Source organism: Streptomyces sp. 3214.6 (genome assembly GCF_900129855.1).
Lineage (GTDB): Bacteria > Actinomycetota > Actinomycetes > Streptomycetales > Streptomycetaceae > Streptomyces > Streptomyces soliscabiei.
The window spans coordinates 2,974,666-2,988,286 of record NZ_LT670819.1 but is presented as its reverse complement, the minus strand read 5'-3'; the positions used below and the strand labels follow the sequence as shown (position 1 = coordinate 2,988,286).

At 71.1% G+C, this 13,621-nt stretch carries 11 protein-coding genes; all 11 read left to right on the top strand.

Annotated elements, in window-relative coordinates:
• The 11 genes from B5557_RS13270 to B5557_RS13220 all read left to right on the top strand — a co-directional run bounded on the left by B5557_RS13270 (nucleotide 1) and on the right by B5557_RS13220 (nucleotide 13,611).
• Nucleotides 1-1,008, top strand: a complete 1,008-nt coding sequence (locus tag B5557_RS13270) for a methionine synthase (protein ID WP_079659321.1) — start codon at nucleotides 1-3, stop codon at nucleotides 1,006-1,008.
• A gap of 15 nt (nucleotides 1,009-1,023) precedes the next feature.
• Nucleotides 1,024-3,216 carry an NAD-dependent DNA ligase LigA gene (gene ligA / locus B5557_RS13265; protein ID WP_079659320.1) on the top strand — a complete coding sequence of 731 codons (2,193 nt, stop codon included), beginning with the start codon at nucleotides 1,024-1,026 and terminating at the stop codon, nucleotides 3,214-3,216.
• A 269-nt stretch (nucleotides 3,217-3,485) separates the two neighbouring features.
• Complete coding sequence (locus tag B5557_RS13260; protein WP_079659319.1) at nucleotides 3,486-5,753, top strand: putative bifunctional diguanylate cyclase/phosphodiesterase; 2,268 nt, start codon at nucleotides 3,486-3,488, stop codon at nucleotides 5,751-5,753.
• A 244-nt stretch (nucleotides 5,754-5,997) separates the two neighbouring features.
• On the top strand, nucleotides 5,998-6,492 hold the full coding sequence (locus B5557_RS13255; protein ID WP_079659318.1) for a cupin domain-containing protein: 495 nt from the start codon (nucleotides 5,998-6,000) through the stop codon (nucleotides 6,490-6,492).
• Nucleotides 6,493-6,593: 101 nt separating this feature from the next.
• The gene (gene gatC / locus B5557_RS13250) at nucleotides 6,594-6,890 is read left to right on the top strand and encodes an Asp-tRNA(Asn)/Glu-tRNA(Gln) amidotransferase subunit GatC (RefSeq protein WP_007384860.1); all 297 of its coding nucleotides are present in this window, start codon (nucleotides 6,594-6,596) and stop codon (nucleotides 6,888-6,890) included.
• A gap of 5 nt (nucleotides 6,891-6,895) precedes the next feature.
• Entirely contained in the window at nucleotides 6,896-8,398 is a 1,503-nt protein-coding gene (gatA, locus tag B5557_RS13245; protein ID WP_079659317.1) for an Asp-tRNA(Asn)/Glu-tRNA(Gln) amidotransferase subunit GatA, read from the top strand.
• Nucleotides 8,395-8,634 carry a hypothetical protein gene (locus tag B5557_RS13240; RefSeq protein WP_079659316.1) on the top strand — a complete coding sequence of 80 codons (240 nt, stop codon included), beginning with the start codon at nucleotides 8,395-8,397 and terminating at the stop codon, nucleotides 8,632-8,634. The genes gatA and B5557_RS13240 overlap by 4 nt, the downstream gene beginning before the upstream one ends.
• Before the next feature lie 15 nt (nucleotides 8,635-8,649).
• A complete protein-coding gene (gene gatB / locus B5557_RS13235) occupies nucleotides 8,650-10,164 on the top strand; it encodes an Asp-tRNA(Asn)/Glu-tRNA(Gln) amidotransferase subunit GatB (RefSeq protein WP_079659315.1) in 1,515 nt (504 codons plus the stop codon).
• A gap of 106 nt (nucleotides 10,165-10,270) precedes the next feature.
• Complete coding sequence (locus B5557_RS13230; RefSeq protein WP_079659314.1) at nucleotides 10,271-10,582, top strand: hypothetical protein; 312 nt, start codon at nucleotides 10,271-10,273, stop codon at nucleotides 10,580-10,582.
• 247 nt (nucleotides 10,583-10,829) lie between these two features.
• A complete protein-coding gene (locus B5557_RS13225; RefSeq protein ID WP_079659313.1) occupies nucleotides 10,830-13,058 on the top strand; it encodes an MMPL family transporter in 2,229 nt (742 codons plus the stop codon).
• Nucleotides 13,036-13,611, top strand: a complete 576-nt coding sequence (locus B5557_RS13220) for a GNAT family N-acetyltransferase (protein ID WP_079659312.1) — start codon at nucleotides 13,036-13,038, stop codon at nucleotides 13,609-13,611. The genes B5557_RS13225 and B5557_RS13220 overlap by 23 nt, the downstream gene beginning before the upstream one ends.
• The last annotated feature ends 10 nt before the right edge of the window (nucleotides 13,612-13,621 follow it).

Sequence of the window (13,621 nt, the reverse complement as noted above, 5' to 3'; positions counted from 1 at the left end):
GTGAGCAACAGCACTCAGTTCAGCTTCGGCGGAGCCACCGGCATCGGCTCGATGCCCGGCGGCGACGCCCGTGAGACCGCCAAGACCGTCACGGGGTCCTTCGAGGACTTCCCGTTCCTCGCCGAACTGCCCGCCCGAGGACCCGGCGCCGACATGATCGGCCGCACCGCCGGCCTGCTCGTCGAGCTGTACGCGCGCGTGGAGCCCAGCGGCTGGCGGCTCGGCGACCGGCCGGGACGGGACACCAGGCGGGCCGTGTCCTGGCTGGGGGAGGACCTCGACGCGCTGGAGGAGTTCACCCAGGGCTACGAGGGACAGGTGAAGGTGCAGGCGGTCGGCCCCTGGACGCTCGCCGCCGCGCTGGAGCTGAAGAACGGCGAGGCCGTGCTCGGCGACCCCGGCGCCTGCCGCGACCTGGCCGGCTCCCTCGCCGAGGGCCTGCGCGACCACCTCGCCGAGGTCCGTCGCCGCGTACCCGGCGGCCGGCTCGTGCTCCAGCTCGACGAGCCGTCCCTCACCGCCGTGCTCCGCGGCCACGTCAGGACCGCCAGCGGCTACCGCACCCACCGCGCCGTCGACCGGCAGATCGTGGAGTCGACGCTCCGGGACCTCGTCGGGGTGCATGGCGACGGCCCCGTCGTGGTCCACTCGTGCGCCCCCGACGTCCCGTTCGCGCTCCTGCGCCGGGCCGGTGCGGCGGCGGTCTCCTTCGACTTCTCGCTGCTCACCGAACGTGACGACGACGCGATCGGTGAGGCGGTGGAAGCGGGCACCCGGCTGTTCGCCGGTGTCGTGCCCGGCACGGACTCCGCATTGTCAGACCCTGCCGGTAGCGTCATGGGTGTCAGGACGCTGTGGCGCAGGCTGGGGCTGCAACCGGGGCTTCTCACGGAGGCGGTCACGCTCACGCCGACGTGCGGCCTCGCGGGGGCTTCCCCCGCGTACGCCCGCCAGGCCCTCGCCCACTGCGTCCGGGCGGCGAGATCCCTCGCGGACAACCCAGAGTAACGGGAGGACAACACGGTGGCCGGCGACAGGCAAGCGGAGACGACGGTGCCCACCGAGGCACGGGAGCAGCACGCGCAGCTCGCTGAGCAGATCGAGGAGCACCGCTTCCGGTACTACGTGAAGGACGCTCCCGTCGTCAGCGACGCGGAGTTCGACAGGCTCCTGCGCGCCCTGGAGGCGCTCGAGGAGGAGTATCCCGAGCTGCGCACGCCCGACTCGCCGACCCAGAAGGTCGCGGGCGCGTACGCCACGGAGTTCACGGCCGTCCAGCACCGCGAGCGCATGCTGTCGCTCGACAACGCCTTCGACGACCTGGAGCTCGCAGCCTGGGCCGAGCGCGTCCACAAGGACGTCGGCGCCTCCGCGTACCACTTCCTGTGCGAGCTGAAGGTCGACGGTCTCGCCGTCAACCTCACGTATGAGAACGGCCGCCTCACGCGCGCGGCGACCCGCGGCGACGGCCGCACGGGCGAGGACATCACACCCAACGTGCGCACCATCGCGGAGATCCCGGACCGTCTCGAAGGCGACGGCGTCCCCTCCCTCGTGGAGATCCGCGGCGAGGTCTACTTCCCGATGGAGAAGTTCGAGGAGCTCAACGCCCGTCTGGTCGAGGCCGGCGACAAGCCCTTCGCCAACCCGCGCAACGCGGCGGCCGGTTCACTGCGTCAGAAGGACCCGCGCGTCACCGCCTCCCGCCCGCTGCACATGGTGGTGCACGGCATCGGCGCCCTGGAGGGCTACGAGGGCCTGGGCCGCCTCTCCGAGGCCTACGAACTCCTCAAGGGCTGGGGCCTGCCCACCTCCCCGCACAACAGGGTGGTCGGCGACCTCGACGGCGTACGGCAGTTCATCGCGTACTACGGCGAGAACCGGCACTCGGTGGAGCACGAGATCGACGGCGTGGTCGTCAAGCTCGACGAGATCCGCCTCCAGGGGCGGCTCGGCTCCACGGCGCGTGCGCCGCGCTGGGCGATCGCGTACAAGTACGCGCCGGAGGAGGTCAACACCCGGCTCGTCAACATCCGTGTGGGTGTGGGTCGTACGGGCCGGGTGACGCCGTACGCCCAGGTCGAGCCGGTGACCGTGGCCGGGTCCGAGGTCGAGTTCGCCACCCTGCACAACCAGGACGTCGTCAAGGCCAAGGGCGTCCTCATCGGCGACACGGTGGTGCTGCGCAAGGCCGGTGATGTCATCCCGGAGATCCTCGGTCCGGTCGTCGACCTGCGCGACGGCAGCGAGCGCGAGTTCGTGATGCCGTCCGAGTGCCCCGAGTGCGAGACGCCGCTGCGGCCGATGAAGGAGGGCGACGTCGACCTGCGCTGTCCCAACGCCCGTACCTGCCCGGCCCAGTTGCGTGAGCGCCTGTTCTACCTGGCGGGCCGCAAGGCGCTGGACATCGAGCACTTCGGGTACGTCGCCGCGGCCGCCCTCACCAAGCCGCTGGAGCCGGGGGACCCGCCGCTGGCCGACGAGGGCGACCTCTTCGACCTCACCATCGACCGACTGCTGCCCATCAAGGCCTATGTCCTCGACCAGGACAGCGGGCTGCCCAAGCGGGACCCGAAGACCGGCGAGGAGAAGATCGCCACGGTCTTCGCCAACCAGCAGGGCGAGCCGAAGAAGAACGCGCTCGCCATGCTGGAGAACATCGCGACGGCCAAGGAGCGCCCGCTGGCGCGCATCCTCACCGGCCTGTCGATCCGTCATGTCGGTCCGGTCGCGGCCGAGGCGCTGGCCCGAGAGTTCCGCTCGATCGAGCGCATCGAGCAGGCCACGGAGGAGGAACTGGCCGGCACCGACGGGGTGGGCGCCATCATCGCGGCCTCCCTCAAGGAGTGGTTCGCCGAGGAGTGGCACCAGGAGATCCTGCGCAAGTGGAAGGCCGCGGGCGTCCGCATGGAGGAGGAGAGCTCGGGTGAGGACGAAGGCCCGCGCCCCCTCGAGGGGCTGACGGTCGTCGTCACCGGCACCCTCGAACACTTCACCCGTGACGGCGCCAAGGACGCCCTGCAGAGCCGTGGAGCGAAAGTGACCGGTTCTGTTTCGAAAAAGACGTCGTTCGTCGTTGTGGGTGACAATCCTGGATCGAAGTACGACAAGGCGATGCAGCTCAAGGTGCCGGTTCTGAACGAGGACGGCTTCACCGTCCTGTTGGAACAGGGGCCCGAGGCGGCTGCCGAAGTGGCCCTTCCGACCGAGGAGTAGCGAACAGTGGCGGTTGAAGGCCACCCGATCGGCGCATACCAGATGCATACGGGTGGCCGGGGCGCATTCGGGCAACCGTCGACGACCGCTGCCCGTGGAAGCCTTCTGCGGCCTACTGTTGATATGTGCGCCTGCCGTGCCCAGCTGCGGTCGGGGCATCCCTGTGTTCCTGGTGAGCAAGGGGAAGGGCTTTCCAACGCGGCGCCGCCCGGGGTTGTCGGGCAACGGGCCGCGTGGCGTGGGCACCGCCGGCTGTGAGAGGGACGGGAATGGAACCGACCGAGAGCGCCGCCCCGGACTCACGGCTGCGCCGACGCCGCGTCGCCGGCGTCTGGTGGGAGAGGTGGACGGCGCGCTCCGGGCGACATCCGGGCGCACAGGAGTACGTACCGCACACCGCACCGCAGCGCGCGCCCCTCAACGCAACGCCGCACCCCACCCTGAACTACCGCGCCTCCGCCGCCCCGCACCCCGGGCTGCCCGACGCCGAATCCGACCGGCAGCTGTCCTGGCCCGCGCTGCCCGCCGCCGTCGTCGCGGCGGCCGGCTTCGCCCTCGGCGCCGGCTTCTACCGCGCCTTCACCGACAACCACGCCCTCTTCCCGTCCGGCACGGTGGGCTGGGCCCTGGCCGTGCTGGCCGGCGTGATCGTCGGCCACCTGGTCCTGCTCGGCCGCGCCCGCTGGTGGGGCGGCACCGGCTCCGGCGCCGCCCTCACCCTCGCCGTCCTGCTGCTGTACGGCTGGGTGCCCGCCGGCATGGTCAGCCTCACCGTCGTCGTCCTGGTCGGCATAGCCCGGCGCCACCGCTGGCGGCAGGGGGTTCTGCACGGCGCGGTGGACATCCTCGGCATCGGCGTGGGCGCGCTGCTGCTGGCGGCCTGCGGGCGGATACCGTCCGTGGAGCGCCCCTGGACCCCCGACAGCTGGACGGTCTACACCGGCCCCCAGGTGGTCCTGGTGGCCGTCGCCTACCTCGCCGTCACCCGCGTCCTGCTCTGGTATCTGCCCGCCCCGCGCTCCGGCGGGCTGCCCACCGTCGCCCGGACGGCGCTGGTCAGACAGGGCCTGGTCGCGGTCGCCCTGCTGGGCATCGCCCCGCTGATCTGTGTGGTGGCCGTGGCCAAGCCGATCCTGCTGCCGCTGTTCGCCATCCCTCTCTTCGCCCTCGACTCCACCCTGTGGATAGCCCGCGCCCGCGCCGAGGAGCAACTGCGCGACCCGCTCACCGGGCTGCCCAACCGCCAGTGGCTCCTGGAGCGCATCTGGACCGCCCTGGACGACGCCGAGCGCATCGGCGCCCGGGCCGCCCTGATGCTGATCGACCTCGACCGTTTCCGTTCGGTCAACGACACCCTCGGGCATCTCGCCGGTGACCGGCTGCTGCTCCAGATAGCCGAGCGGCTGCGGGTCGCTCTGCCGCGCGGGGCGGAGGTCGCGCGGCTCGGCGGGGACGAGTTCGCCGTCTTACTGCCCGTCGCCGACTCCACCACCTCGGCGGCGCGGATCGCCCGCGCCCTGGTCTCCGACCTCAGCTCGCCCCTCGACCTCGACGGGCTCACGCTCGTCCTGGAGGCCAGCGCCGGCGTCGCCGTCTTCCCCGACCACGCACTCGACGCGGAGGGCCTGCTGCGCCGGGCCGACGTGGCGATGTACCAGGCCAAGCGGGACCGCACGGGCGTGGAGGTGTACGAGTCCAAGCGCGACTCCAACACCCCTGACCGGCTCGGTCTGCTGGGCGACCTGCGGCGCGCGCTCGACGCGCACGAGGTGCAACTCCACTACCAGCCGAAGGTCCGCTTCGACGGGCAGGTGGCGGGGCTGGAGGCCCTGGTCCGATGGGTGCACCCGGAGCGGGGGAAGGTGCCGCCGGACGAGTTCATAGCGATCGCCGAGTCGTCGGGCCTGATGCCGCATCTGACGGAGTACGTGCTGGAGACGGCGCTCGCGCAGGTCGCGCAGTGGCGGGCCCAGGGGCTGTTCGTGCCGGTCGCGGTGAACGTCTCCCCGCGCGACGTCCACACACCGGGCTTCGCCGGGTCGGTGGCCGCCCGGCTGGCCCGGCACGGAGTGCCAGCGGGAGCGCTCCAACTGGAGATAACGGAACACGTCCTGCTGGAGGATCCGCAGCGCGCCGCCGCCACCCTCAACGGGCTGACCGGGCACGGCGTGAAGATGTCCCTCGACGACTTCGGCACCGGCTACTCCTCACTGGTGCACCTGCGCCGGCTGCCCGTCAGCGAGCTGAAGATCGACCGCTCCTTCGTGGCCCGGCTGGCCGTCGACACCGAGGACGCGGAGATCGTGCGTTGCACGGTCGACCTCGCGCATTCCCTGGGGCTGCTGGTGGTCGCCGAGGGCGTCGAGGACGACGAGACCTGGGAACGCCTGCGCGACCTGGGCTGCGACGCGGTGCAGGGCTGGCTGGTGGCCGCGGCGATGCCTCCCGAGGAGACGACGGCATGGCTGCGGGCCCGCGGCTCACGCGGCTGGCAACGCCCCGCGGCGGCCCTCCCGGCAGCAGCCACCGAGGACTGACCGCTCCCTGCCCGCCCCCGGTTCGGCCCGGGCGGACAGCGGTCTCACCTCGCCTGCGCCACGAAGTGGCGAACAGCGGGTGCAGGCGCCGAGCGCACGCGGCCTCCGGGAGACGGCCGCCGCGCCTCAGGGTGCTTGGACTCCGCTGCCCCAGCTGAATTCTAGCAGCGCTAGACATTCTTTCGATGCTTTGCCGCCTCGAGTCCAGTCCGAGAACGCCCACCAAGGAAGCCGGGGAAACGTCATGTCCTTGTTCGTACCCCAGTTCGACGAGACCGTCATCGTCCGCGACGCCGAAGCCGAGGTCCTCGGCGGCGCACCCGTAGGCATCAAACTGCTCGCCGACAGCAGCGCGTCCGGCGGCGCGCTGTCCACCGTGCGCGTCACCCTCGGGGAGGGCGCCGACGGCGCCCGGCCCCACCTGCACCGCAACTCCGCCGAGATGTTCTTCCTGCTCGACGGCGAGGCGGAGGTCCTCTCCGGCGAGGACGTCGTCACCGCCGAACGCGGCGATCTCGTCATCGTCCCGCCGAACCGTCCGCATGCCTTCGCCACCGCCCCGGGCAGCATCGCCGACCTCCTGATCGTGATCGCCCCGGGTGTGGAACGCTTCGACTACTTCCGCCACCTCCAGCGCATCCGCCTCGGCGAGACCACCCCCGAAAGCCTCCTGGAAGTGCAGGAGCTCTACGACACCCACTTCCTGCGCAGCGACGCCTGGGAAGGCCGCCGAAGCTGACGGAAGCCGACGAGCGGCGGAAACCGTTTCACGGGCATGCGTCACCGCCCCCTAGGATTAGGCCCAAACCACACACTCACTCCACCCCAGAGGAACGCTGCATGCCTGGCATCACGCGCGAGGAGGTCGCCCACCTCGCCCGGCTGGCGCGTCTGGAGCTGAAGCCCGAAGAGCTCGAACACTTCGCGGGACAGCTTGACGACATCATCGGCGCGGTCGCCCGCGTCAGTGAGGTCGCCGACCAAGACGTACCGCCGACCTCGCACCCGCTCCCGCTGACGAACGTCATGCGGGCGGACGAGGTCCGTCCGTCGCTCACCCCCGAGCAGGCGCTCTCCGGCGCCCCGGCCCAGGAGCAGCAGCGTTTCAAGGTGCCGCAGATCCTGGGGGAGGACTAACCGCCATGACGGACAACGTCACCATCATCAAGCTCACGGCCGCCGAGACCGCCGCGAAGATCGCCTCCGGCGAGCTCACGGCCGTCCAGGTCGCCGAGGCCCACCTGGCGCGCATCGAGGCCGTCGACGAGAAGGTCCACGCCTTCCTGCACGTCGACCGCGAGGGCGCGCTCGCCCAGGCCCGCGCCGTCGACGAGAAGCGCGAGCGTGGCGAGAAGCTCGGACCTCTCGCCGGCGTTCCTCTCGCGCTCAAGGACATCTTCACCACCGAGGGCATCCCGACGACCGTCGGCTCGAAGATCCTCGAGGGCTGGATCCCGCCGTACGACGCGACGCTCACCAAGCGGCTGAAGGCCGCCGACGTGGTCATCCTCGGCAAGACCAACATGGACGAGTTCGCCATGGGGTCCTCCACCGAGAACAGCGCCTACGGCCCGACCGGCAACCCGTGGGACCTCACCAAGATCCCCGGCGGCTCCGGCGGCGGCTCCTCCGCCGCCCTCGCCTCCTACCAGGCGCCCCTCGCCATCGGCACCGACACCGGCGGCTCCATCCGCCAGCCGGCCGCCGTCACCGGCACGGTCGGCGTGAAGCCGACGTACGGGGCGGTCTCGCGCTACGGCATGGTCGCTTTCTCCTCCTCCCTCGACCAGGGCGGGCCCTGCGCCCGTACGGTCCTGGACGCGGCGCTGCTGCACGAGGTCATCGCCGGGCACGACCCGCTGGACTCCACCTCCATCGACGCGCCCGTCCCGCCGGTCGTCGAGGCCGCGCGCAACGGCAGCGTCGAAGGCATGCGCGTCGGCGTGGTCAAGCAGTTCCGCGGCGAGGGCTACCAGGCCGGCGTCATCCAGCGGTTCGACGAGTCCGTCGCGCTGCTGAAGGAGCTGGGCGCAGAGATCGTCGAGCTGGACTGTCCGTCCTTCGACCTCGCCCTGTCGGCGTACTACCTGATCGCGCCGTCCGAGTGCTCGTCCAACCTGGCCCGCTTCGACGGCCTGCGCTACGGCCTGCGCACCGGCGACGACGGCAGCCACTCGGCCGAGGCCGTCACCTCCCTCACCCGTGAGGCGGGCTTCGGCCCCGAGGTGAAGCGCCGCATCATGCTCGGCACGTACGCGCTCAGCTCGGGCTACTACGACGCCTACTACGGCTCCGCCCAGAAGGTCCGCACGCTCATCACGCGGGACTTCGAGAAGGCCTTCGAGCAGGTGGACGTCATCGTCTCGCCGACGACCCCCACCACCGCCTTCGCGATCGGCGAGCGTGCCGACGACCCGATGGCGATGTACCTGGCCGACCTGTGCACCATCCCGACCAACCTGGCGGGCAACGCGGCCATGTCGCTGCCCTGCGGTCTCGCCCCGGAGGACAACCTCCCGGTCGGCCTGCAGATCATCGCCCCGGCGCTGAAGGACGACCGGCTTTACAAGGTCGGCGCCGCCGTCGAGGCCGCCTTCGTGGAAAGGTGGGGTCACCCGCTCCTCGAGGAGGCTCCGTCGCTGTGAGTGCACTGAACAAGGCCAAGGGCTTCAAGAAGTCCAAGTCCGGTACGTATCTGTCCATCGCCACCACGGCGTTCGGCGCGATCGGTGTCGCCAAGCGGGTCAAGAAGGCCCGCGCCGAGAGCGACACACTCGTGCTGGTCGACGCCGTCGTGTCCGCCGCCGCCATCGTCACCGGCCTCGCCATCCTCTACCGCGAGCTGAAGCGGCTGGGCGACGACGACGTCCTGCTGGGCTGAGAGGGAAGTTTCACCGTGACCACCACGACCGACCTGGTGTCGTACGAGGACGCGCTGGCGTCGTACGACCCCGTCATGGGCCTTGAGGTCCATGTCGAACTCGGCACCAAGACGAAGATGTTCTGCGGCTGTTCGACCGAACTCGGTCAGGACGCCAACACGCAGACCTGCCCCACCTGCCTCGGCCTGCCCGGCGCGCTCCCGGTCGTCAACGCGATCGGCGTCGAGTCGGCGATCAAGATCGGTCTCGCGCTGAACTGCGAGATCGCCGAGTGGTGCCGTTTCGCCCGGAAGAACTACTTCTATCCGGACATGCCGAAGAACTTCCAGACCTCCCAGTACGACGAGCCGATCGCCTTCAACGGCTACCTCGACGTCCAGCTGGAGGACGGCGAGACCTTCCGCGTGGAGATCGAGCGCGCCCACATGGAGGAGGACACCGGCAAGTCGACGCACGTCGGCGGCGCCACCGGCCGCATCCACGGCGCGTCCCACTCCCTGCTGGACTACAACCGCGCCGGCATCCCGCTCATCGAGATCGTCACCAAGCCGATCGAGGGCGCGGGCGAGCGTGCTCCCGAGGTCGCCAAGGCCTACGTCCGTGAGCTGCGCGAGCTCATCAAGGCGCTCGGCGTCTCCGAGGCCCGCATGGAGATGGGCCAGATGCGCTGCGACGTGAACCTGTCGCTGCGCCCGCACGGCACCGAGAAGTTCGGTACGCGCTCGGAGACGAAGAACGTCAACTCGCTGCGGTCCGTGGAGCGCGCGGCGCGCTTCGAGATCCAGCGGCACGCGGCCGTGCTGTCCTCCGGCGGCACGATCATCCAGGAGACCCGCCACTTCCACGAGGACACCGGGTCGACGACCTCGGGCCGCGTGAAGGAGGAGGCCGAGGACTACCGGTACTTCCCGGAGCCCGACCTCGTCCCGGTCGCCCCGTCCCGCGAGTGGGTCGAGGAGATCCGCGCCGGGCTGCCGGAGCTGCCACTGGTCCGCCGGGGCCGGCTGCTCGCCGAGTGGGGCATCTCCGCCACCGACATGCAGTCGATCCTCAACGCCGGTGCGCTGGACCTGATCGTCGCCACGATCGACGCCGGTGCCGACGCGGCCTCCGCCCGCAAGTGGTGGATGGGCGAACTGGCGCGCAGCGCCAACGAGTCAGCGACGTCCCTGGACGAGCTGGCCATCACGCCCGAGCAGGTCGCGCGGGTCGCCCAGCTCGTGTCGTCCGGCGACCTGAACGACAAGCTGGCCCGTCAGGTCATCGAGGGCGTCCTCGCGGGCGAGGGCACCCCGGACGAGGTCGTCGAGAAGCGCGGTCTGAAGGTCGTCTCCGACGAGGGCGCGCTCACCACCGCCGTCGAGGAGGCCATCGCCGGCAACCCGGGCATCGCCGACAAGATCCGCGGTGGCAAGGTGGCCGCGGCCGGCGCCCTGGTCGGCGCGGTGATGAAGGCCACGCGCGGTCAGGCCGACGCGGCCCGCGTCAAGGAGCTGATCCTGCAGAAGCTGGGCGTCAGCGAGGGCTGAGTCCCGCCGGCTCCCGCCCGAGTCGAGCGAGATTCCCCCAGGGGTGCACCGCGAACCGGTGCACCCCTGCTCGCGTTCTGGGTCCGACGCGCTACGCTCGCCCGCCATGAGTGCACGAACCGACTCCGAACCCCACAGCGACATAGAGGACCCGGACGAGGAGTTCGGCAGCGAGGACGCCCGCCGGGCCCGCTGGACGGCGACCGGCGCCGGAGCGCTGCTCACCCTCGCCGGTCTCGCCGCGTCCCTCCTGCGCCTCACCGGCTCCGCCCCGGCCCTCGTCCCGACGTCCTACGCCCTCGGCGCCGCCGTCTGCGCCCTCGCCGCCCTCCTGGGCTCCCGCGGCCGTACCCGGCGCGCCCTGTGGCTGCTGATCGTCGGGGTGATGGTGATGGCGTTCGGCGACCAGTCGGACTGACCCGCCCGGCACCGGACCGCCCGACGGTGACACGTGTCCGACGTGCCCTGACAACACCGCCGTTATTGTCCTGTGATCTGCCTCCCACTCCGGTGAAACGACCCGCTGACGCGTCAAACGATCTTCGGCGCCTGCGAGAGTGTCCTCGTATTGCTCATACGTTCTTTGCGGGCTGTTCAGGTCAAGCACGACTGTTCACGACTGTTCCCGGTCAAAGATCCACAATTCACCCCCCGGGAGCGCGTCGGTGGCAGCCCTTGCACGTTGGTGTGTACGCAACCGCCTCGTCACGTTCCTGCTCTGGCTCCTCGTCCTCGGCGGCACGGCCGCCGCCGCCGTCGTCACCGGCTCCGCCTACTCCAACGACTACGAGGTCCCCGGCACCGAGTCCGGCCGCGCCACCCAGCTGCTCACGGAGGGCTTCCCGGAGCTCGGCGGGGACAGCGACACCGTCGTCTGGCACACCGCCTCGGGCACCGTTCGCGCCGCCGATGTCGAGCAGAGCATGACCCGCACGCTGGAGAAGATCGCCGACCTGCCCGGCGTGGCCTCCGTCGCCGGCCCCTACGACGACCAGGGCCGGGCACAGATCAGCAAGGACGGCCACACGGCGTACGCCACCGTCGTCTTCGAGGACCGCGCCGAGAACATCGACCGCGGCGAGGCGCAGGCCGTCGTCGACACCGCCAGGGCTGCCGCGGGCGACGGGCTCCAGGTCGAGCTGGGCGGCAGCGCGATCGCGCTGACCGAGTCCGCCGGCGGGCATCTCGCCGAGATCGTCGGCGTGGTCGTCGCCGCGGCTGTGCTCTTCCTGGCCTTCGGCTCGCTCGCCGCCTCGCTGCTGCCCATCGCCACCGCCCTGGTCGGCGTCGGCACCGCGTACGCCGGGATCGTGCTCCTCGGACACGCCATGACCGTCGCCGACTTCGCGCCCATGCTCGCCATGCTCATCGGGCTCGGCGTCGGCATCGACTACGCGCTGTTCATCGTGACCCGGCACCGGCGCGGGCTGAAGCGGGGGCTCACGGTCGCCGAGGCCGCCGTCAACGCCGTGACGACGACCGGGCGCGCCGTCGTCTTCGCGGGCGCCACCGTGTGCATCGCCCTGCTCGGCATGCTGATCCTGCGGCTGAACTTCCTCAACGGCGTGGCGATCGCCGCCTCCCTCACCGTCGTGCTCACCGTCGCCGCCTCCGTGACGCTGCTGCCCTCCCTGCTGTCCTGGATCGGCATGCGCGCCCTCAGCCGCCGCGAACGTCGCCGACTCGCCGAGCACGGGCCGCAACCGGAGCTGCCGACCGGCCTCGCCGCCCGCTGGTCGGCGTTCGTGGAGCGCCACCCCGAACTGCTCGGCGCGCTCGCCCTCGTCGTCATCGCCGTCCTCGCCCTGCCCACCTTCGCCCTCCGCCTGGGCACCTCCGACCAGGGCAACGCCCCGAAGTCGGCCACCACCCGCCAGGCCTACGACCTCCTCGCGGACGGCTTCGGGGCGGGCGTCAACGGCCCGCTGACCCTGGTGACCCGCGTCGACGGCGCCGAGGACCGGCTCGCCCTGGACAACCTCGACGCCGCCCTGCGCAGCACCGAAGGCGTCGCGTCGGTGACGTCGGTGACCTACGACTCGGGCGGACACACCGCCTACCTCACCGTCGTACCGGAGTCCTCCCCGCAGTCGCAGCACACCAGCGAGCTCGTCGACCGGCTGCGCACCGAGGTGCTGCCCCGGGCCGAGGCCGACACCTCCCTCGACGTACAGGTGGGGGGCGTGACGGCGGGCTACGACGACTTCGCCGACGTCATCGTCGGCAAACTGCCGCTGTTCGTGGGCGTCGTCATAGGCCTGGGCTGTCTGCTGCTTCTGCTGGCGTTCCGGTCCGTCGGCATCCCGCTGAAGGCCGCCGCGATGAACGTCGCCGCCGTCGCCGCCGCCTTCGGGATCGTCGTGGCCGTGTTCCAGTGGGGCTGGGGGAGCGAACTGCTGGGTCTCGGCCGCGCGGGACCGATCGAGCCCTTCCTCCCGGTCATCATGGTCTCGGTCCTCTTCGGCCTCTCCATGGACTACCAGGTCTTCCTGGTCAGCCGGATGTACGAGGAGTGGCTGGAGACCGGCGACAACCGGCGCGCCGTCCGCGTGGGCCTCGCCGAGACCAGCCGGGTGATCAACTCCGCCGCGGTCATCATGATCTCGGTCTTCCTCGCCTTCGTCCTCAGCGGCGACCGGGTGATCGCCATGTTCGGCATCGCGCTCGCCGCCGCCGTCGCCCTCGACGCCTTCGTCCTGCGGACGCTGCTCGTGCCCGCCCTCATGCACCTGCTCGGCGGCGCCAACTGGTGGCTGCCCCGCGGGCTCGACAAGAGGCTGCCGCGGATCAGCATCGAACCGCCCGAGTGCCGCGCGGCCCATGAGAGGCTCGCGGAGGTAGTGGAGGCACTGGAGAAGGAGCCGCGGCCGGATGTACGCGATATCGCTGGGTGACGACGGAGCCGAACTGCGCCCCCTGGAGCTCTGGCACGCCGAGGAGTTCCTGGCGCACCTGGAGCGCGGCCGGGAGTTCATCAACCAGTACGTCCCCTTCGGCTCGAAGGCCGAGGACGTGGCCGGTGCGCGCGAGGTGCTCCAGCGGTACGCCGACATGCGCGCCGCCGACACCGGCTCCCTGCACGGCATCTGGCTGGACGGCACGCTCGTCGGCGGGGTGCTCTTCCTGAACTTCGACGCCGGAGCCGCGAACTGCGAGGTCGGCTGCTGGCTGGAGCCCGCCGCCACCGGGCGCGGCCTGATCACCCGCGGCATCCGGGTACTGATCGACTTCGCGGTGGACCGGCGTGGCATCGAGCGGATCGAGTGGGTCGCGTCCGCCGGGAACACGCCCAGCCTGAACGTCGCCCGGCGGCTGGGGATGACCCGCGACGGCGTGCGCCGGCAGGCCTACCCCTATCGTGGGGTGCGGCACGACCTCGAAGTGTGGTCCGTGCTGGCCCAGGAGTGGCGCGACGCACGCGCGCGCGGCGCTCACAACGATCATTAAGGGACCTCTC